The sequence below is a fragment of the Cupriavidus sp. 10L43_2 genome, from assembly GCF_056395265.1.
In genome coordinates this window covers 69,701-89,241 of sequence record NZ_JBFTJE010000011.1, presented here as the reverse complement: position 1 = coordinate 89,241, position 19,541 = coordinate 69,701, and the positions used below count along the sequence as shown (strand labels likewise).

The window sequence follows — 19,541 nt, the reverse complement described above, 5'->3', positions numbered from 1 at the left end:
ACTGGACATGAATTTCACACTCACCCCGGAACAGCAGGAGTTTCAGGACGCCGTCAGCCGCTTCGCCGAGAAGGAACTGCGCCCCGGCGCCCACCAGCGCGCCCACACGGATGCCTACCCCTGGGACGTGGCGAAGAAGATGGCCGCGCAGGGCCTGCTCGGCATCACCATTGCCGAGGCCGACGGCGGGCAGGGCGGCACGCTGATGGACGCCATCATCGCCATCCAGGCCGTGGCGGCGCACTGCCCGCGCAGTGCCGACGTGATCCAGGCCGGCAACTTCGGCGCGATCCGCGTGCTGGCCGAGTACGGCTCGGCGGCGCAGAAGGCCAAGTGGCTGGCCCCGCTGCTGGAAGGTAGCGCGCTGATTTCGGTGGGCATGACCGAGCCGGAGGCCGGCTCCGCCGTGACCGAGCTGAAAACCAGCGCCACGCCGGACGGCGCGGGCTTCCGCATCAACGGCAGCAAGGTCTTCACCACACACGGCCCCCATGCGGACGTGATCCTGGCCTACGTGCGCTTCGGCCCGGGCGTGGGCGGCATCGGCTCGGTGCTGATCGACACCAAGGCGCAGGGCGTACGCATCGGCCAGCGCTCGAAGTTCATGTCGGGCGAGGAGTGGGCACAGATCTATTTCGACGATGTGTACGTGGCGCCCGAGGACGTGCTGCTGGGCGAGGGCGGCTTCAAGAAGCAGATTGCCGGCTTCAACGTGGAGCGGATGGGGAACACGGCGCGCTCGCTGGCGCTGGGCCGCTATGCCTACGAGGAAGCGCGCCAGTGGGCCATGCAGCGCAAGCAGTTTGGACGCCTGCTGTGCGAGTTCCAGGGCCTGCAATGGAAGTTCGCCGAGATGAAGATGAAGCTCGATGCCGGCCAGCTGCTGCTCTACCGTGCCGCCGCCAATGCCGACAGCGGCATCCCGTCCGCCGAGGAAACCGCGATTGCCAAGGCGTTCTGCAACCAGGCTGGCTTCGACATCGCCAATGAGGCCATCCAGGTGATGGGCGGCATGGGCTACAGCCAGGAAGCGCTGGTGGAGTACTGCCAGCGCCGCTGCCGCGGCTGGATGATCGCCGGCGGGTCGATCGAGATCCTCAAGAACCGCATCGCCGAATCGGTGTTCGAGCGGACGTTCTCGCAGCGGCCCGAGAAGGCACGGGCCTGATCGCTTCGTCCGTTCGATCAGAAATAGCCGATAAACCGCGCCATGATCGGCGACAGGGCGCCGGCGCGGTGGGCCATCAGGACCCGGCTGCCGGCGTCCGGGCCGGCCAGCGGCAGGTAGGCCACGCCGGGAATGCCGGTGCGCGCGTAGATCTCGGGCAGCACCGACACCCCGGCGCCGCTGGCCACCAGCCCGATGATGGTCGTGGCCTCGCGCGCCTCCTGCGCGACGTTGGGCGCGTAGCCGGCCCGGTTGCACAGCGTGGTCACATGGTCGAACAGCCCGCAGCCCAGCCCGCGCGGGAATAGCAGGAAGCGCTCGGCGGATAGCTCGGCGATGTCGATACCTGCAGCGCCATCCCGGTCATCGCTCCCTTCGCGCGCCAGCGCATGGCTGACCGGCAGTACGGCCACGAGGCGGTCTGCCAGCACCTCCCGCACCGTGATGCTGGCCGGTGGCCGAAACTGTGGCGACGGCCGCAGGAAGCCGATATCGATCTCGCCCTGCTCAAGCTGCTGCAGTTGCTGCCCGGTCGACATATGCACCAACTGGAGGGTGGCGTTGCGGTGTGCCTCGCGGAACTGATGCACGGCGCGCGGAAAGACGTCATGCATCGGCACGGATGCCGTGAATCCCACCCGAATCTCCCCGGCATCGCCCGATGCCACCTGCTTCACCACCTCGCGCGCCTGATCCAGCGTGGCCAGCGCATCGCGGGCCTTGTCCAGGAACAGCGCCCCGGCGGGCGTCAGCGCCACGTGATGGCGGGAGCGTTCGAGCAGCGCACTGCCCAATTCCTCCTCCAAAGCCTTGATCTGGATGCTGAGTGGCGGCTGGCTCACATGCAGCTTGCGGGCGGCTTCACTGAAGCTCAACGCCTCGGCTACGGCCACGAAATATCGGAGTTGGCGAAAATCCATGATTCGAAATCGAAATAACAAGCCACCTGAAAACATATTGGACAGTATCACGACGGCTGCACAGAATGGGCGCACTTAAAAGAAACCTGGAGAAGACAATGCGCGGGTCCGCTCGTCGTCGTGTTTCGCAGGGCGCGCGCCGCCCGTTCTTGATCAACTCGCTCGCCACGCTGCTGGCCGCCACCCTTGGCCTGGCCGTCTCGGCCCCGCAGGCCGCCGAGGCGTATCCGGACAAGCCCATCCGTCTGGTCGTGCCGTACGCCGCCGGCGGCGCGGTGGACATCGTGGCGCGCGCCGTCGGCCAGAAGATGAGCCAGGCGCTCAAGCAGCCGATCATCGTCGACAACCGCCCGGGCGCCAGCACCAATATCGGCCTGGACATCGTCGCCAAGTCGCCGGCTGACGGCTACACGATCATGATGGCGTCCAACAGCCTCGCCACCAATTCGGCGCTGTTCGCCAAGCTGTCGTTCAACCCCGCCACCGACTTCGCGCCCGTGGCGCGTGTGGGCGAGGCCTCGCTGGTCGTGGTGGTGCCGGCCAAGTCGAAGATCGACTCGCTGAAGACCCTCGTCGCCCAGGCCAAGGCCCAGCCCGGCAAGCTGGCGTACGCGTCCGCCGGCAACGGCAGTTCCGGCCATCTGGCCGGCGAAATGCTCAAGGACACCGCCGGCATCGACGTGCTGCACGTGCCGTACAAGGGTGGCGCCCCCGCCATCACCGACCTGCTCGGCGAACGGATCACCTTTATGCCGATCAACCCGCTCGAGGTCATCACCCATATCCACGCCGGCACGCTGCGCCCGCTGGCCGTGGCGAGCGCCAAGCGTTCGGCCCTGCTGCCGGACGTGCCGACCTCGCGCGAGGAAGGGTTGCCCAACTTCACCGCCTCGGTCTGGTGGGGCCTCGTGGCGCCCGCCAAGACGCCGCCCGCGATCATCAAGCAGCTCAATGCCGCCGCCAACACCGCGCTGGCCGACGCCGACGTGCGCAAGCAGCTCACCCAACTGGGCGTGACCATCCTGCCCGGCACGCCGGAAGCCTTCGGCCAGTTCGTGCGCACCGAAACCACGACCTGGGCGGGCGTTATCCGCAAGGCCGGTATCACGGCCGACTGAGTCTCACCCTGACTGGTATTAGGTATGTCCCAAAACACTGCTCCTTCCACTGCCACGGCCGCGGCTACCCAGCCGTCCATCCTGGTTGTCAGCGCCCACGCGGCTGACTTCGTCTGGCGCGCCGGCGGCGCCATCGCGCTCTACGCCGAGCGCGGCTACCACGTGCGCATCGTCTGCCTGTCGTTCGGCGAGCGCGGCGAATCGGCCAAGATGTGGCGCCAGCCGGGCATGACGATGGACCGCGTGAAGGCCGCCCGTCATGAAGAGGCGCAGCGCGCCGCCGAGATCCTCGGTGGCACGCTGGAGTGCTTCGACCTCGGCGACTATCCGATGCGCGTGCCCGACGAGGCGCTGCTGCGTCTGGCCGACATCTACCGCGACATCCGTCCCGAACTGGTGCTGAGCCACTCGCGCGAGGACATCTACAACTTCGACCACCCGCTCGCCACGCATGTGGCGCAAGAGGCACGCGTGATCGCCCAGGCCCACGGCTACAAGCCCGAAGTGCCGGTGATCGGCGCGCCGCCGGTGTTCCTGTTCGAGCCGCACCAGCCTGAGCAGTGCAACTGGAAGCCGGACGTGCTGCTGGACATCTCCTCTGTCTGGGAGAAGAAGCAGCGCGCGTTCACGACCATGGCCGCGCAGGAGCACCTGTGGGAGTACTACACCCGGGTGGCGCTCCAGCGCGGGGCGCAGGCCACGCGGAATTCCGATCGCAAGGTGCAGTACGGCGAAGGCTATGCACGCGTGTTTCCCCAAGTTTCGGAGGTACTGGCATGAAGACGATTGCCTACCGTAATATCCTGCGCGCGGCACCCGCCGCGATCGAGTCGCTCGGCAAGCTGGGCGTGGCCACGGTGCATGAGGCGCAGCGCCGCACCGGCCTGATGAAGCCGTACCTGCGGCCGATCCAGTCCGGCACGGCGATCTCCGGCAGCGCCGTGACCGCGCTGATGCACCCCGGCGACAACTGGATGATCCACGTGGCCGTGGAAATGATCCAGCCGGGCGACGTGCTGGTGGTGGCCCTGACCAGCGACTGCACCGATGGCCTGTTCGGCGACCTGCTGGCCACGTCGCTGAAGGCACGCGGCGCGCGCGGCCTGATCATCGACGGCGGCGTGCGCGATGTCAGCACCCTCAACGCGATGGGCTTCCCGGTCTGGTCCCGCGCCGTGCACGCGCAGGGCGCCGTGAAGGAAACCGTGGGTGCCGTGAACGTGCCGGTGGTCTGCGCCGGCGCCACTGTGCGGCCGGGCGACGTGATCGTGGCGGACGACGACGGCGTGGTCGTGGTGGCGCGCCCGCAGGCGCAGGACATCGCGCAAAAGGCGGCCGAGCGCGAGGCGCTGGAGCTGTCCAAGCGCGACAAACTCGCCTCCGGCGTACTCGGCGTGGACATGTACAACATGCGCCCGGCCCTCGCGGCCAAGGGTCTGGTCTACCTCGACCAGACCGTGGACTGGTACAGCGGCGCCGACGAAGCCTGACGGCGCCCGGGGTGCCCGCGCCACGCGCGGCCCCCGTACATCTGGTATAAGACCCCGGAACAACAGGTCGAATCCCGCCGGCGCGGCAGGGATCCGCGAGAACGGGGGAGACCGATGGAACTGCGCCAGCTTCAGTATTTCGTCCGGGTGGTCGAGCTTGGCAGCATGAGCCGTGCCGCGCTCGAGCTGGACATGGTGCAGTCGGCCGTCAGCCAGCAGATCAGCCGGCTCGAAGGCGAGCTTTCCACCCGGCTGTTGCGCCGAACGCCGCAGGGCGTGACTCCCACCGAGGCCGGCCTGGCCTTTTTCCACGAAGCCCAACTGACGCTGCGCCATGCCGAGCAGGCGCGGCGCGCGGCCCATCACGCGCGCCTTTCCGGCACCGTGAGCGTGGGGCTGGCGCCGACCACGGCGTCGGTGATCGGCGTGCCGCTGATCCGCGCCATGCGGGAGCGTTACCCCGATGTGCGCCTGCATATCGTCGAAAGCCTGTCCGGCCACCTGACCGCCATGCTCAACGCCCGCCAGCTCGACCTCGCGGTGCTGTTCGACACGCATGCCGCCCGGCGCTGGACCGTGCTGCCGCTGCTGGAGGAGACGCTGTTCCTGATCCAGTCCCGGCAGGCGCTGCCCCAGGGCAAGGCGGAGCCGCCCACCCAGCTTGGCATGGCCGACCTTGCCGAGGTGCCATTGATCATGCCGACCGGCGTGCACGGCCTGCGCAGCACGCTGGACGCCGCGTTCGCCCGCGCCAAGGTGGCGCCGCGCGTGATCCAGGAGGTGGACTCGCTGGCGATGCTGATGTCCGCCGTGGACATGGGCTTCGGCGCCACGCTCCAGCCCTGGGCGGCGGTAGGACGGTACCCGGACGCCGCCACGCGCTTCCACCTCGCCCAGATCGACGACCCGAGCGTGGGCCGGCGCAACCTGCTGTGCAGCCTGTCCGACGACGAACTGTCGCCCGCCGCCCTGGCGCTGCGGGTGGTGCTGGCCGACACCGCCCGCGGACTGGTGAAGTCCGGGGGGTGGAGAGGGGCGCGGTTGATCGAGGGGTGACATGCGGCTCAGTCTGGAACGCGGCGGAAGCCAGGCACGCGTGACGCGCGCCTGTCGAACGTGTAGATGAATCTGCATCTCATGCTCTGGCAGCTTTCCAGAATGACGCAATCGCCGAAGTCGATGCCTGTCTTCCCGTAGCGGACCATGGCACGGCATACGGTTGCGTACGATTCCAGGACGATCCAGTGGGATTCGAGGAAGGCCACCAGCACGCGCGTGATGCGCTTGCGGGTGAAGGCGTATCGCTTCTTGAGCACCCAGACGAGTTCAACGAGGGCGGCCAGCGGCACAAAACCGCGGCACCCACTGGAAAACGATGCGATCACGCGGCTGGCGTGTCGAGCCTGAGGGGTATCGTCTTGCGTGAAGTGCCGGACTAGCACACAAGTGTCGAGTCCTATCATTGGCGCTCCTCCGCAGCATATCTCTGCAACACCTTTTCCAGCCGCGCCTCAATGTCCGCGATTTCCTCGGGGCTCAGCGGCCCGTCGTCCGGGTCGTCCTCGTACGGCCCATTGAGTTTCCGGAGCACCGATTCAACAATGGCGTCGCCGATGGCATCGTCTATTTCCTCAATCGTCAAGGGTTTGGGCGGCTCGGGAAGGGTGGCCGGGTCGGTGGGATGTTCGTTCATGGTCTTGGACTCCAAAAGTCGGGGAAGCGGGCACCTGGAAGGTGCCGCCAACGCAACTTTCCCCCACCGCGAGCCCCTTGCCTATGAGACAGCTCTGAAATTTCCCCGGACTGGCCCGGAACTTCCCCGGACCCCCATCACAAATCGTGATACCCCCATGCCCATCAAGGGGTTAGCAGCGGTCCGGCGGGCGGATACAGTCCGGCTCAGACTCCCGAAGCCATAGAAAAAGTCGTGTCCAACCCCACTCAAACTCCCCGCGAGGGCGCCCGGCCATGATCGACGTCCTTGTGATTGGCGGCGGCAACGCTGCCCTGTGCGCTGCGCTGATGGCCCGCGAGGCCGGCGCCAGCGTGATGCTGCTCGAATCCGCCCCGCGCGAATGGCGCGGCGGCAACTCCCAGCACACCCGTAACCTGCGTTGCATGCATGACGCGCCGCAAGACGTGCTGATCGATGCCTACCCCGAGGAGGAGTACTGGCAGGATCTGCTCAAGGTCACCGGCGGGCTGACCGACGAGCGGCTGGCCCGGATGGCCATCCGGGCCTCGTCGAACTGCCGTGACTGGATGCGCAGCCATGGCGTCCACTTCCAGCCGCCGCTCTCGGGCGCGCTGCACGTGGCGCGCACCAATGCCTTCTTCATGGGCGGGGGCAAGGCCCTTGTCAACGCCTACTACCGCAGCGCCGAGCAGCTCGGCGTGCAGATCCGCTACAACGCGCCGGTCGATGCCATCGAGCTGGATGGCGGCCGCTTCGTGGCGGCGCGCATCGGCGCCGAGCGGATCGAGGCCCGCGCCTGCGTGCTGGCCGCCGGCGGCTTCGAGTCGAACCGCGAATGGCTGCGCGAGGCCTGGGGCCAGAACGAGCGCGGCGAATGGCCGGCGGACAACTTCCTGATCCGTGGTACGCGCTTCAACATGGGTGTGCTGCTGAAATACATGATCGAGGCGGGCGCGGATGCCATCGGCGATCCGTCCCAGTCGCACTGCGTGGCCATCGACGCCCGCGCGCCGCTCTACGACGGCGGCATCTGCACGCGGATCGACTGCGTGTCCCTGGGCGTGGTGCTGAACGCCAATGCCGAGCGCTTCTACGACGAAGGCGAGGACTTCTGGCCCAAGCGCTATGCGATCTGGGGCCGGCTGGTGGCCCAGCAGCCGCAGCAGATCGGCTACTCGATCATCGACGCCAAGGCCGTGGGCCGCTTCATGCCGCCAGTGTTCCCGGGCGTGAAGGCGGACACGCTGCCGGAACTCGCGCGCAAGCTCGGCCTCGACGAAGCCACCTTCATGCGCACGATCAACGACTACAACCCCGCCTGCCGCGTGGGCAAGTTCGACCACACCGTGCTCGACGACTGCCACACCGAGGGCGTGACCCCGTCCAAGACCCACTGGGCCCGCCCGCTGGATACCGCGCCGTTCTACGGCTACGCGCTGCGCCCCGGCATCACCTTCACCTACCTGGGTTTGAAGGTGAACGAGGATTCGGCCGTGCATTTCGGCGGCCAGCCCAGCGACAACCTGTTCGTGGCCGGCGAGATGATGGCCGGCAACGTGCTCGGCAAGGGCTATACGGCCGGCGTGGGGATGGCCATCGGCACGGCGTTCGGCCGCATCGCCGGCACGCAGGCAGCCAAGGCGGCACTCGCCCCGGCAAAGGGCCAACGCGCCCGTGCATCACAGGAATTCGACCATGCAACATCTTGAAGCGCTGACGCGCGAGGCGGCGGCGCTGGCACAGGGCGTGCTGCCGCTGACCGCCGACGAGGGCGAAGTCGCCCGGACCCTGCAGATCTGCAACGCCTGCCGCTATTGCGAGGGCTTCTGCGCCGTGTTCCCGGCCATGACGCGCCGGCTGGAGTTCCCCAAGGCGGACATCCACTACCTGGCCAACCTCTGCCACAACTGCGGCGCCTGCTACCACGCCTGCCAGTACGCGCCGCCGCACGAGTTCGCGGTGAACATCCCCCAGGCGATGGCCAAGGTGCGCGTGCAGACCTATGGCGACTACGCGTTCCCGGCTGCGCTGGGCGGGCTGTACCGCCGCGCCGGCCTGACCACGGCGCTGGCGCTGTCCGGCGGGCTGGCGCTGTTCCTGCTGATGGTGCTCGCCATGCGCGGCAGCCTGCTGCATGCACCGCTGGCCGGCAATTTCTACGCGATCTTCCCGCACAACCTGCTGGCGGCGATGTTCGGCGTGGTGTTCCTGTTCGCGATCGGCGCGCTGGGCGTGGGTGTCACGCGCTTCTGGCGGCAGGTCTCGCCGGGCACGCGGCCGGGCGAGTCACGCGGTTCGGCTGTTGGCGGCGCCGCGCACGACGCGCTGCGGCTCAAGTACCTCGACGGCGGTCATGGCCAGGGCTGCAACAATGCCGACGATGCCTTCACGCTGGCGCGCCGCCGCTTCCACCATTTCACGTTCTACGGCTTCATGTTGTGCTTCGCCGCCACCACGGTGGCCACGCTGTACCACTACCTGCTGGACTACCACGCGCCGTACCCGGTGACGAGCCTGCCGGTGCTGCTGGGCATCGCGGGCGGCATCGGGCTGCTGGTTGGCCCGGCCGGCCTGCTGTGGCTGAACCTGCGCCGCGACCCCAATACCGGCGATGCCAGCCAGCGCCCGATGGACCGTGGCTTCATCGCGCTGCTGTTCCTGACCAGCGCCAGCGGCCTGGCGCTGCTGGCCTGGCGCGACACGTCCGCCATGGCCGCGCTGCTGGCCGTGCACCTGGGCATCGTGATGGCGCTGTTCCTGACGCTGCCGTACGGCAAGTTCGCCCACGGCATCTTCCGCAGCGCGGCATTGCTGAAGTGGAATATCGAGAAGCGTCGGCCTAGCGATCTCGCGCTCGGCGCAGACTGACAAGCTCGCACAGAATCCAACCATCCCCAAAGGAGACTCATCATGACAAAGCCCGGTGTGCTGAACATTCCGTCGATGCGCGGCCAGTGCAGCGAGGCGGAGTGGCAGGCCCGCGTGGACCTGGCCGCCTGCTACCGCCTCGTGGAGTTGTATGGCATGGCAGACATGATGGCCAACCATATCTCCGTCCGCGTGCCGGACGAGGAGAACGCCTTCCTGATCAATGCCTACGGCATGATGTACGAGGAGATCACCGCGTCCAGCCTGATCAAGGTGGACCACGACGGCAAGATCCTCGCCAAGCCGGACTTCGGCGACCTCGGCTACGGCATCAACAAGGCCGGCTACGTGATCCACAGCGCCGTCCACCACGCGCGCCCGGAAGTGGCGTGCGTCATCCACACCCATAGCTGGGCATCGATGGCCATCTCCTCGCTCGACTGCGGGCTGCTGCCGATCACCCAGACCGCCATGCGCTTCCTGAAGATCGGCTATCACGAGTACCAGGGCGTGGTGCTGGACACCGCCGAGCAGGAATCGCTGATTGCCGACCTGGGCACGGGTGAGGCGCTGATCCTGCGCAACCACGGCGCGATGACCGTGGGCAACACCGTGGGCGAAGCCTTCAACTGGATGCACCGCCTGGAGCTGGCCTGCCGCTCGCAGGTGGCCGCGATGTCGTGCAGCACGCCGCTGCGCGATGTGCCGGCAGACGTGCTGCAGGAAACCTGGAACAACTACCAGCCCGGCACGCGCCGTCCGTACGGCGTGATGGAATGGCCGGCGCTGCTGCGCAAGCTCGATCGCCTGGACCCCAGCTACCGCGACTAAGACGTAAATCAGACGGCGGCGGAGTCCCCCAGGGGCCGCATGGAACGGGATTGCAGGGCGGCCTCGCCTTGAACGATGAATCAGGTCAGAAGAAAGCCCTGAACGGAGTGAGATGTATGAAACGCAGAACCCTGCTGGCGCAAATGCTTGCGCTCGGCGTCGCCCCCTATGTCATGTCGGCCCGCGCGCAAGGCGGCCTGCCCAACAAGCCGATCACGCTGGTCGTGCCGTTCGCCCCGGGCGGCAACCTGGACGTGGTGGCCCGCGCCATCGCCCCGGCGCTGGAGCAGAGCCTCGGCCGCAACGTCATCGTCGATAACCGCCCGGGCGCCGGCGGCGTGATCGGCGCGACGGCGGTCTCCCGCGCCGAGCCGGACGGCAGCACGCTGCTGGTGACCACGCCCAACGCCATCGTGGTGCTGCCGAAGATGACGCGCACCAGCTTCAAGCTGGCCAGCTTCAGCCCGGTGGGGCTGGTGTCCACCACGGCGCTGGTGATCGTGGTGAAGGGCAACGACACGCGTTTCAAGGACATCGGCGCGCTGCTGGCCCACGCGCGTGCCAACCCCGGCAAGACCACCACCGGCCACGCCGGCCCCGGCACCACCAACCACATGGCCACGCTCCAGCTCGAGGACGCCGCCAGGATCCAGTTGAACGAGGTGCCCTACAAGGGCTCCGCGCCGGCGCTGATCGACCTCATGGGCGGCCAGATCGACATGGTGGTGGACCAGCTCACCAGCTCGGCACCGCATATCCAGTCCGGCGCCCTGCGTGCGCTGGCCGTGATGTCGCGCGAGCGCGATGCCGCGCTGCCGAAGGTGCCCACGCTGCGCGAATCCGGGCTGGCCAACTTCGAGGCGACCACGGCTACGGGCCTGCTGGCCCCGGCCGGCACGCCGGCAGCGGTCATCGAGACGCTGAACAGTGCGCTGCGCAAGGTGCTGGCCGAAGGCGCCGTCAAGAGCCGGCTGCTGACCGTGGGCAGCGTGGCGCAGGCCTCGTCGCCGCAGGAACTGCTGGCCTCGCTGCAACGCGAGGATGCCCGCGCGCAGACGCTGGCCGCCGCCGGGCGCCTGAAGGCCCCGGAATAACGCCGAACGTATCGACCGGACGCCATCGACCATGACCCGCCCCTGCCTGCCCCCGCTCCAGACCCTCACCGCACCGGTGTTCCGCGCGCCCGCCGGCGCCTGTGACAGCCATGCCCACGTGTTCGGCCCGTTCGCGCGCTATCCGCTCGCGATGGACCGCAGCTACACGCCGGCCGAGCATCCCGCCGACGCCTTTATCGCCCATCTGGACGAACTCGGGCTCACGCGCGGCGTGCTCGTCACGGCCAGCGCCAGCGGCACCGACAACAGCGTGGTGACCGACGCCCTGCGCCAGTACCCCACGCGCCTGCGCGGCATCGTGGTGCCGTCGCCGGACACCACGGACGCCGAGCTGGACGCCTGGCACGCCGCCGGCGTGCGCGGCGTGCGCATCAACCTGTATCAGGTGGATGGTCACGCCGTGTACCGCAACGGCGTGGGCATCGAGGTGCTCGAAGCGCTGGCCCCGCGCCTCGCCGCGCGCGGCTGGCACGCGCAGATCTGGATCCATGCGCCGGACCTCGTCACGCTGGGCCCGCGCCTCAAGGCGCTGGGCCTGCCGCTGGTGATCGACCACATGGGCCGCATGGCCACCTCGCGCGGCGTGGCGGACCCCGGCTTCCAGGCGCTCTGCGCGCTGCTGGCGGAAGGGGTGGCCTGGACCAAGATCTCGGGCGCTGACCGGCTCCAGCCCGCCGGCGCGCCGTACGAACAGGTCGATCCCTTCGTCGCCGCGCTGATGCGCGCCAACCCGGAGCAGGTGGTGTGGGGCTCCGACTGGCCGCACATCAACTACTTCGAGTCCGCCCAGATGCCTGACGACGGCGTGCTGTTCAACCTGCTGGCGCGCTGGCTGCCGGACGCCGGCAGCCGCGAGCGCGTGCTGGTGCACAACCCGGCACGGCTGTACGACTTCGGCTAAGCATTGATTTTTGCGTCTTATCACCACGACGGCGGCCGCGAAGACGGCTGCCGCATCAACAGGAGAACCAACATGCCTCGATTCGCCCCCGGTCGATGGTTGACCCCCTACCTGAGCGCGGCACTGGCTGCCGGCGCCGCGCTGGTCACCCTGGCCGCCCCCGCCCAGGCCGCCGACGAATACCCGACCAAGCCCGTGCGCGTGGTGGTGGCCTTCACCGCCGGCGGTACCACCGACATGCTGGCCCGCAGCGTGAGCCAGCACCTGGGCCAGCGCTTCAAGCAATCGTTCGTGGTGGAAAACCGCCCCGGCGCGGGCGGCAACATCGGCACCGAGTACGTGGTGCGCGCCCCGGCGGACGGCTACACGCTGCTGGTGGACTCGGTCGGCCCGATCTCGATCAACCAGACGCTCTACAAGAAGCTGAACTACGACCCGCTGGCGGACCTCGTGCCGGTGGTGCAGATCGCCGACGTGCCGAACGTGCTGGTGGTGCATCCCTCGGTGCCAGCCAAGACCTTCGAGGAGTTCGTCGCCTACATCAAGGCCAATCCGGGCAAGCTGAACTATGGCTCGACGGGCGTGGGCACCTCGTCGCACCTGTCCGGCTTCATGCTGTCGGAGCGCATCGGCGCGCCGGCCACGCACGTGCCCTACAAGGGCGCCGATGCCCTGAACGACCTGCTGTCCGGCCGCATCCAGTTCATGTTCGCGACGATTCCGTCGGTGATCTCGCATATCCAGGCCGGCAAGCTGCGCGCGCTGGCGGTGACCAGCGCCAAGCGCTCGCGCTCGCTGCCGGAGGTGCCGGCAGTGGCCGAGAAGGGCTTCCCGGGCTTCGAGGCCGGCTCGTGGTTCGGCATCTTCGCGCCCAAGGGCACGCCGAAGACCGTCATCACGCAGGTGAATCAGGCCGTGAACGAGGTGCTGCCGTCGCTGCAGGCGCAGATGATCCGCGAGGGCGCCGACCCGGTGGGCGGCACGCCCGAGCAGTTCGGCAAGTTCACGCGCAAGGAGTATGACAAGTGGAAGGTGGTCGTCAAAGCCTCGGGAGCGACGGTAGACTGACGCCATGACTGCATCCGCTGCCTCCTCCGCCTCCGCTGCGCCCGTGCGCATCCTGCTCTCCGAAGCGGCGCTGCGCGCCCATGGCGACGCGATCACCGCCACCATCGCCGCCGCCATGGCAGGCCGGGACTGGGTTCCCGTGGCCCCGCCGGCCGTGGACGACGCCCGGCCCATCGACGCCGACATCGCCTTCGTCTCGCGCGATGTGACGGGGCGCTCGACCAAGCACGAGGTGCAACCGGCCACGCGGCGCTTCTACACCGCGATGCTGGAGGCGCCCTCGCTGCGCTGGACCCACACGCACTCGGCCGGCGCCGACCGCCCGGTGTTCGGCGAACTGCGCCAGCAGGGGGTGACGGTGACGACTTCGTCGGGTGCCAATGCCAGCGTGGTGGCGCAGACGGCGCTGGCCGGGCTGCTGGCGCTGGCGCGGCACCTGCCGCAGATGCTGGCCACCCAGCGTGAACGCCGCTGGGCCCCGCTAATGGGCGCCGACATGCCGCGCGACCTGCACGGCCAGACGGCGACCATCGTCGGCTGGGGGCCGATCGGCCAGCAGATCGGCGCGGTGCTGCGCCTGTTCGGGATGTCGGTGGTGGTGGTGCGCCAGCGCGCCACGCCGGCGGGGGAGGGCTTCGAGACCGTGACCTTCGCCGATGTGCCGGCGGTGCTGCCGCGCACGGACTGGCTGGTGCTGGCCTGCCCGCTGACGGATGAAACGCGCGGGCTGCTGAGCGCCGCCGCGCTGGACAGCCTGCCGAAGGGCGCGCGGCTGGTCAACGTGTCGCGTGGCGAGGTGGTGGACGAGCCGGCGTTGATCGCCGCGCTGCAAGGCGGCAGGCTGGCGGGTGCCTATCTCGATGTCTTCGCCCATGAGCCGCTGCCCGCGGATTCGCCGCTCTGGACGCTGCCCAACGTCATCGCCACGCCGCACAGCGCCGGCTTTTCCGATGGCAACGCGGCGCGCGTGGTCGAGATCTTCCTCGACAACCTGGGCCGCTGGATCACGCAGACGCCGCTCCGCAACGCGGTGTCGTAACAAATCGGACACCATCTTCGGAAATTTCCGCAGCCATTTGCAGAAATTTCCGCACCTCTGCGGCGACTTCCGCAGGCAGGATGACAGCATGTTCTGCCACCTGCCTGCCGCCGCCGTGCCTGCCCCCTCCCAGTCTTCCCAGCTACCCGTTCCCCGCATCGTCGTGGCCGAGGACCATCCGGTCAGCCTGCTGGTGCTGGAGGACCAGCTCACCGGCATCGGCGGCTGCGTGGCCCAGCCCTGCCGCTCCGGCGAGGAAGCGTGGGCCGCCGTGCAGCAGGACCCACGGCCCGCCTTGCTGCTGACGGACCTGGGCCTGCCGGGGCTGGACGGACTGGCGCTGGCCCGCCGGATCCGGGCGGCGGAGGGCGGCAAGCGCGCCGGGCGGCTGCCCATCGTCGCCATCACGGCCACGGCCGGCCCGGAGGCGCGCCTGGCCTGCCTCCGGGCCGGCATCGATACGGTGCTGTCCAAGCCGGTCAGCTTCCAGACCCTCCGCGCCGTGGTGAGCCGCTATCTCTCTATATAGATATAGAGAGCGGGGGGCGCGCGGGCCTCAGCCGTGCCAGTGCGAGCAGCGGATCACGCTGCAGAAATTGCCGCGATGGAAGTGCGGGTCCTTGTCGGCCAGCACATCCGCCTTCACGTTGCCGAACGTGGTGTCCGGCTTGTGGCGAATGCCATCGTAAAACGCTTGAATAATGTCTTCCTTGAAGTGCGGGGTGCGCGGATACGCCTGCACCACGCGCTCGCGGTCTTCATCGGCAAACGTCTCGTAGCGGATGCCCAGCACGTCCATCTCCACGCCAGCCGTCACCAGCGCCACCACCGGGTCCATGAACTCGGGAATGCCGGGCGTGGTGTGCAGCGCGATACCTGTCCAGACTTTGTCGATGTCCGCCTGCGCGATGCCACGGCTGCGCAGGAAGTCCGCCGCCGCGTTGGCACCATCCACCTCGAAGCGCTTGTCCGGGCTGCTGTGCGCCGGCGTCAGGCCCATGTCGTGGAACATCGTGCCCGCGTAGAGCAGTTCGGGGTCGTATGGCAGGCCACGCTGCTTGCCGGCCAGCGCCGCGAAGTAGTACACGCGGCTCGAGTGGTTGAACAGCAGCGTGGATTCGGTGTCGCGGACCAGTTGCGTGATGTCGCGGGCCAATTGGCTGTCAGGGATGGCGATGTCGCCCAGGGTGAATTGCATGGCTGGCTCCTTTCGTTTGGGGTTGAAACGAGTGTAGGAGCGGGAGTACCATGTCTTCAATCGTCGTAGTGCGACGTTTTGGGCCAAACCGGACGGATCGCGACGCGACAGCAATGCTCAGGGATTTTTCACCATGACCACCCCCCGCACCATCGTGCTGCTGGCCATCGAAGGCGTGCAGTTGCTGGATGTCTCCGGGCCCCTCGACGTCTTCGCGGAAGCCAATGCCCAGGCCGGCCGGCAGGTCTATACACTCCAGGTGGTTGGCGTGCGGCGCGGGCCGATCCGGGCCTCGTCAGGCGTCCGGCTGCTGGCGGATCTGCTGGTCGAGGAAGACCCGCTCGGGGCGGCGCTGCCCCGTCCCCATACCGTGCTGGTGGCGGGTGCGCCACATGCGGGCGAGACCCCGACCGAACCGATCGTGCTGGACTGGATTCGCGCCGTGGCGCCGCGCGCGCGCCGCTATGGCTCGGTGTGCAGCGGCGCCTTTCTGCTGGCCGATGCCGGCCTGCTGGAGGGGCGGCGCGTAACCACGCACTGGGCGGGCGCGGACCGGCTGGCGGCGCGTTTCCCGGGCGTGACCGTGGATGCCGACGCCATCCACGTGCGCGACGGCAAGCTGCGCACGGCGGCCGGCGTGACGGCGGGGCTGGACCTTGCGCTGGCGCTGGTCGAAGAGGATCTCGGGCGCGAACTCGCCATGCGCGTGGCCAGCCAGTTGGTGATGTTCTTCAAGCGGCCCGGCGGGCAGGCGCAGTTCCGCCGCAGTGCGGCGCCCGCGCTGGCCAACCGCTCGGCCTTGCAGGAACTCCAGCGCTGGGTGGCCGCGCATCCGGCGGATTCCCACGATGTGCCCAGCCTCGCCGCGCGCGTCGGCGTGAGTCCGCGCCACCTGACGCGGCTGTTCCGCGAGGAAGTCGGCGTCACGCCGGCCAGCTGGGTAGAAGCAGCACGCGTGACTGCCGCGCGGCAACTGCTGGAGGCCGGCCACCTCGCGCCCAAGCAGGTAGCGGGTGAGTGCGGCTTTTCGAGTGTCGATACGCTGCGCCGCGCGTTCATGCGCGTGGTGGGGGTGACGCCTGCGGACTATCGCAAGCGTCACGCCTCGACCGCCGATTGACGGCAGGCGCGGTCGGTCGCCCCAGCAACCGCCACGCCAGCACCGCCGACCCCGCCACCACGACTGCCGCCGCCACGCCGATCCATGCGATGCCGGGCCCGTCGATCACGCGCCCGCCCAGGATGGCCCCGATGCCGATGCCCGCGTTCGCGCCCGAGATATTGAGCGCGGAGCCCAGCGCCTGCGCCGAGGGTGCCGCCTGCATCAGCCGGACGTTATTGACGATAAACAGCGCCGATTGCGCGATGCCCCAGACCGCCAGCACCGCGAACAGGGCGGGCGACCACGGCGCGGCCCACGCCACCAGCGCCAGGCTGAGTGCCAGCCAGCCGCTGAACACCAGCGTCGCGCGCAGGGCGCTGCGGTCCACCAGCCGGCCGCCGAAATGGTTGCCGACCAGCCCCATCGCGCCGAACGCCATCAGCGTCCAGCCCACCGCCGGCCCGGACAGCCCGCCCAGCCGCTCCAGGAAATCGGCCAGATAGGTGTAGGCGATGAACATCCCCGTGAACGACAGCACCGACAGCGCCACGTGCCCGAGGATGGCCGGCTGCCGCGCCAGCCGTAGCTGCGCCGCGAACGGCAGCGGCGGGGTGGCGGCGGCGGTGGGCGGCAGCCGCGTCAGCAGCAGCGCCTTGACCAGCGCCAGCGCGGCCAGCACGCCGAAGGCGGTGCGCCAGCCGAAGGCATCGCCGATCAGCGTGCCGAGCGGAATGCCGAACACGGTGGCACCGACCATGCCATAGGCCATGATCGACAACGCCCGCCCGGCCCGGGCCGCGCCGAGCGCCGCCACGGCGGTCTCGCAGGCGAGCGACCAGAACACGGCCACGCCGAGCGCCGGCACCAGCCGCGCGATGGCCAGCACGCCGAGGTTCGGCGCCATCGCCGCCAGCGCGTTCGAGAGCGCGGTCAGCACGAGGATGACCACGAACACGCGCCGCCGCGCGTGCGGGCCGGTGTGTGGGCCGATGTGCGCCGCCACGCGCGCGGTCAGCAGCGGGCCGGTGACGGCCACCGTGAAGGCGAACAGCGAGACCAGCAGCCCTGCCTGCGCCACGCTGACGTGGAGGTCGCGCGCAAGCCCGGGCAGCAGGCCCACGATCAGGAACTCCGTGGTCAGCACGGTAAAGCCGGCCGCAGCCAGCAGCAGAATCGGCAACAACATGGGGGAGGAAACTCCTGAGGGGGATGGCGGCGTCAGTCGGTGAAGCCGCCATCGGTAAGGATCGACCGCCCGGTGACCCAGGCCATGTCCGGAGACGCCAGCGCCACGATCACGCGGGCAACGTCCTCCGGCTCGGCCAGTCGGCCCAGCGGGGTTTCGGCGGCGAGGTGCCGCCGTTCGTCGTCGGGAATGCCCGCGGTCATGTCCGTGCGCGTGATAAACGGGGCGACGGCATTGACGCGGATGCGGCGCGCGCCAAGCTCCATGGCGAAGGCGCGGGTGAGGGCGTCCACGGCGGCCTTGCTGGCCGAGTAGACACTGGTCGGCGCGGTGGGCGCGTGCGCGAGGTTGCTCGACACGTTGACGATGCTGCCGCCATGATCCCCAAACAGCGGGGCGAAGGCTTGCGTCGTCAGCATCACGCTGAGCGCGTTGTTGTCGAACTGTTCGGCAAAGAATGCCGCGTCGAGTTCCGCCAGCGGGCGGGCGCCGAACACGCCGGCGTTGTTGACCAGCACGTCGATGCGCCCGTGCTGTTGCCCGACCGCCTGCGCCAGCGCGCGCACCGAGGCCGGATCGGCCACATCGGCCTGGAAGGCGTCCGCCTGCCCACCGGCGGCCCGGATCGCGGCCACCACGGCCTCCGCCGCCGCGCGTTGCGCCTTGTAGACCACCGCCACGTGGGCGCCGCGCGCCGCCAGCGCCAGCGCCGTGGCCTTGCCGATGCCGCGCGAGGCGCCCGTGACCACCGCTACCTTGTCTTGCAGGGACATGATTGTTGCTCCGTTACCAGGTTGTCGATGACGGACAAGGTAGCGGGGCGCCCCCGGTGCGGGAAGCCGGAAGACTGGAACGTCGCGTTCCGATTCTGGAACGGGTGGGCGAGGGAGTCAGCCCTCGTCGGGCCACTGCTCCCGGAGTAGGGCCAGCAGGGCGCGCACGGCGGAGGTCATGCCGCGCCGGCTCGGGTACATCACGTAGATCGTGGCATCGCGCGAGCGTACCGCGCCGAGCACCGGCACCAGCGTGCCGGCTTCGATGGCGTCCCGGCACATCGTCATCGGCAACTGCGCCAGCCCGGCGCCGCGCATCGCCAGTTCGCGCATTGCCATCAGGTTGTCCACGGCAATCGCAGGCGTGATCGGCCAGTCGAACGGCTCGCCGGCATCGTCGACGAACTGCCACGGGCGCGGCTGCGCCAGCGTGCCTTGCGCCAGGCAGGGGTAGCCGGCCAGGGCGTCGAGCGAGGCGGGCAGGCCGGCGTCGCGGAACAGGTCAGGATGGCCGACCACCAGCGAGCGCGACGTGGCGACCGGCGTCGCCACCACGTCCTCCGAGGCCAGCGGCACCACCGCCGCGCGGATCACGAGGTCGAGCCGCTCCTCGGTCAGGTCCACGAAGCGGTTGGACAGCGTGAGCTGCACGCGCACCTGCGGATGCGCCCGCGCGAACGCGGCCAGGATCGGCGCGAGCGTGGTCTCGGCAATCAGTACGGAGGTGTGGAGGTGGATCACGCCGGACGGCTCGGCCAGCGACTGGCGCGTCAGCGCGCCAATCTCGGCCACATGGGCCGCCGCCTGGCGCGCATGGCCGGCCACGGCCTCGCCCACGGGCGTCAGCCCGAACGCCTGCGTGGACCGGTGCAGCAGCCGCACGCCCAGCGCGCGCTCCAGCTCGGCCACGCGGCGCGAGAGGCGGGATTTGGCGATGCCGGTCTGGCGCTCGGCCGCGCTGAAGCCGCCGGCCTCCACTACGTGGAGGAACAGCAGCAGGTCGTCGAGGTGGGTGGCTGGGGGCGGCGGAGCGGTCTTGGCGTCCATGCCCCGCAGCTTATCACCGGG

General features: G+C 69.1%; 21 protein-coding genes. 14 read left to right on the top strand and 7 right to left on the bottom strand.

Features of this window, described 5'->3' with window-relative positions; all coding sequences use genetic code 11:
- Nucleotides 1–7 precede the first annotated feature (7 nt).
- Nucleotides 8–1,168: an acyl-CoA dehydrogenase family protein gene (locus AC1DEL_RS16825; protein WP_441592902.1), complete on the top strand. Its 1,161-nt coding sequence runs from the start codon at nt 8–10 to the stop codon at nt 1,166–1,168.
- Between the two features lie 17 nt (nt 1,169–1,185).
- Here AC1DEL_RS16825 and AC1DEL_RS16820 read toward each other — a convergent pair whose 3' ends face one another.
- Nucleotides 1,186–2,088: a LysR family transcriptional regulator gene (locus AC1DEL_RS16820; protein WP_441592903.1), complete on the bottom strand. Its 903-nt coding sequence runs from the start codon at nt 2,086–2,088 to the stop codon at nt 1,186–1,188.
- Nucleotides 2,089–2,186: 98 nt separating this feature from the next.
- Between AC1DEL_RS16820 and AC1DEL_RS16815 the strand changes: the two genes are divergently transcribed.
- The 4 genes from AC1DEL_RS16815 (at nt 2,187) to AC1DEL_RS16800 (ending at nt 5,752) form a co-directional block, all read left to right on the top strand.
- On the top strand, nt 2,187–3,206 hold the full coding sequence (locus tag AC1DEL_RS16815) for a Bug family tripartite tricarboxylate transporter substrate binding protein (RefSeq protein WP_092297225.1): 1,020 nt from the start codon (nt 2,187–2,189) through the stop codon (nt 3,204–3,206).
- 24 nt (nt 3,207–3,230) lie between these two features.
- Complete coding sequence (locus AC1DEL_RS16810; RefSeq protein ID WP_441592904.1) at nt 3,231–3,986, top strand: PIG-L deacetylase family protein; 756 nt, start codon at nt 3,231–3,233, stop codon at nt 3,984–3,986.
- Nucleotides 3,983–4,696: a 4-carboxy-4-hydroxy-2-oxoadipate aldolase/oxaloacetate decarboxylase gene (locus AC1DEL_RS16805; protein ID WP_092297231.1), complete on the top strand. Its 714-nt coding sequence runs from the start codon at nt 3,983–3,985 to the stop codon at nt 4,694–4,696. The genes AC1DEL_RS16810 and AC1DEL_RS16805 overlap by 4 nt, the downstream gene beginning before the upstream one ends.
- Nucleotides 4,697–4,810: 114 nt before the next feature.
- Nucleotides 4,811–5,752 carry a LysR family transcriptional regulator gene (locus AC1DEL_RS16800; RefSeq protein ID WP_092297234.1) on the top strand — a complete coding sequence of 314 codons (942 nt, stop codon included), beginning with the start codon at nt 4,811–4,813 and terminating at the stop codon, nt 5,750–5,752.
- An 8-nt stretch (nt 5,753–5,760) separates the two neighbouring features.
- Here the strand turns inward: AC1DEL_RS16800 and AC1DEL_RS16795 are convergent, their stop codons facing one another.
- Complete coding sequence (locus tag AC1DEL_RS16795; RefSeq protein WP_144196992.1) at nt 5,761–6,159, bottom strand: PIN domain-containing protein; 399 nt, start codon at nt 6,157–6,159, stop codon at nt 5,761–5,763.
- Nucleotides 6,156–6,389, bottom strand: a complete 234-nt coding sequence (locus AC1DEL_RS16790) for a hypothetical protein (protein WP_092297239.1) — start codon at nt 6,387–6,389, stop codon at nt 6,156–6,158. Before AC1DEL_RS16790 ends, AC1DEL_RS16795 begins: the two co-directional genes overlap by 4 nt.
- Before the next feature lie 275 nt (nt 6,390–6,664).
- On the opposite strand from AC1DEL_RS16790, the gene tcuA reads away from it, so the two are divergent.
- The 8 genes from tcuA (at nt 6,665) to AC1DEL_RS16750 (ending at nt 14,743) form a co-directional block, all read left to right on the top strand.
- A complete protein-coding gene (gene tcuA / locus AC1DEL_RS16785) occupies nt 6,665–8,101 on the top strand; it encodes an FAD-dependent tricarballylate dehydrogenase TcuA (protein WP_477159130.1) in 1,437 nt (478 codons plus the stop codon).
- Nucleotides 8,088–9,260 (top strand): tricarballylate utilization 4Fe-4S protein TcuB, encoded by a 1,173-nt coding sequence (gene tcuB, locus AC1DEL_RS16780; RefSeq protein ID WP_092297245.1) that lies wholly within the window; start codon nt 8,088–8,090, stop codon nt 9,258–9,260. Before tcuA ends, tcuB begins: the two co-directional genes overlap by 14 nt.
- A gap of 42 nt (nt 9,261–9,302) precedes the next feature.
- Entirely contained in the window at nt 9,303–10,091 is a 789-nt protein-coding gene (locus AC1DEL_RS16775) for a class II aldolase/adducin family protein (RefSeq protein WP_092297248.1), read from the top strand.
- A gap of 116 nt (nt 10,092–10,207) precedes the next feature.
- Complete coding sequence (locus AC1DEL_RS16770; RefSeq protein WP_092297251.1) at nt 10,208–11,185, top strand: Bug family tripartite tricarboxylate transporter substrate binding protein; 978 nt, start codon at nt 10,208–10,210, stop codon at nt 11,183–11,185.
- A gap of 31 nt (nt 11,186–11,216) precedes the next feature.
- Nucleotides 11,217–12,107, top strand: coding sequence for an amidohydrolase family protein (locus AC1DEL_RS16765; protein ID WP_477126027.1), 891 nt, complete (start codon nt 11,217–11,219; stop codon nt 12,105–12,107).
- Between the two features lie 72 nt (nt 12,108–12,179).
- Complete coding sequence (locus AC1DEL_RS16760; RefSeq protein ID WP_092297257.1) at nt 12,180–13,175, top strand: Bug family tripartite tricarboxylate transporter substrate binding protein; 996 nt, start codon at nt 12,180–12,182, stop codon at nt 13,173–13,175.
- Between the two features lie 4 nt (nt 13,176–13,179).
- Nucleotides 13,180–14,214: a D-2-hydroxyacid dehydrogenase gene (locus AC1DEL_RS16755; RefSeq protein ID WP_092297260.1), complete on the top strand. Its 1,035-nt coding sequence runs from the start codon at nt 13,180–13,182 to the stop codon at nt 14,212–14,214.
- 88 nt (nt 14,215–14,302) lie between these two features.
- Nucleotides 14,303–14,743, top strand: a complete 441-nt coding sequence (locus AC1DEL_RS16750; protein WP_477126026.1) for a response regulator — start codon at nt 14,303–14,305, stop codon at nt 14,741–14,743.
- A 27-nt stretch (nt 14,744–14,770) separates the two neighbouring features.
- Here the strand turns inward: AC1DEL_RS16750 and AC1DEL_RS16745 are convergent, their stop codons facing one another.
- The gene (locus AC1DEL_RS16745) at nt 14,771–15,412 is read right to left on the bottom strand and encodes an HD domain-containing protein (RefSeq protein ID WP_092297263.1); all 642 of its coding nucleotides are present in this window, start codon (nt 15,410–15,412) and stop codon (nt 14,771–14,773) included.
- Nucleotides 15,413–15,545: 133 nt separating this feature from the next.
- Here AC1DEL_RS16745 and AC1DEL_RS16740 point away from each other — a divergent pair, with 133 nt between their 5' ends.
- A complete protein-coding gene (locus AC1DEL_RS16740) occupies nt 15,546–16,532 on the top strand; it encodes a GlxA family transcriptional regulator (RefSeq protein WP_477126025.1) in 987 nt (328 codons plus the stop codon).
- Here the strand turns inward: AC1DEL_RS16740 and AC1DEL_RS16735 are convergent.
- From AC1DEL_RS16735 to AC1DEL_RS16725, 3 genes are all read right to left on the bottom strand, one after another.
- Nucleotides 16,468–17,700, bottom strand: a complete 1,233-nt coding sequence (locus AC1DEL_RS16735; RefSeq protein WP_454757699.1) for an MFS transporter — start codon at nt 17,698–17,700, stop codon at nt 16,468–16,470. The genes AC1DEL_RS16740 and AC1DEL_RS16735 overlap by 65 nt on opposite strands.
- A gap of 32 nt (nt 17,701–17,732) precedes the next feature.
- A complete protein-coding gene (locus tag AC1DEL_RS16730; protein WP_441592908.1) occupies nt 17,733–18,473 on the bottom strand; it encodes an SDR family NAD(P)-dependent oxidoreductase in 741 nt (246 codons plus the stop codon).
- 117 nt (nt 18,474–18,590) lie between these two features.
- Nucleotides 18,591–19,520 (bottom strand): LysR family transcriptional regulator, encoded by a 930-nt coding sequence (locus tag AC1DEL_RS16725; protein ID WP_477126024.1) that lies wholly within the window; start codon nt 19,518–19,520, stop codon nt 18,591–18,593.
- Nucleotides 19,521–19,541: the final 21 nt, after the last annotated feature.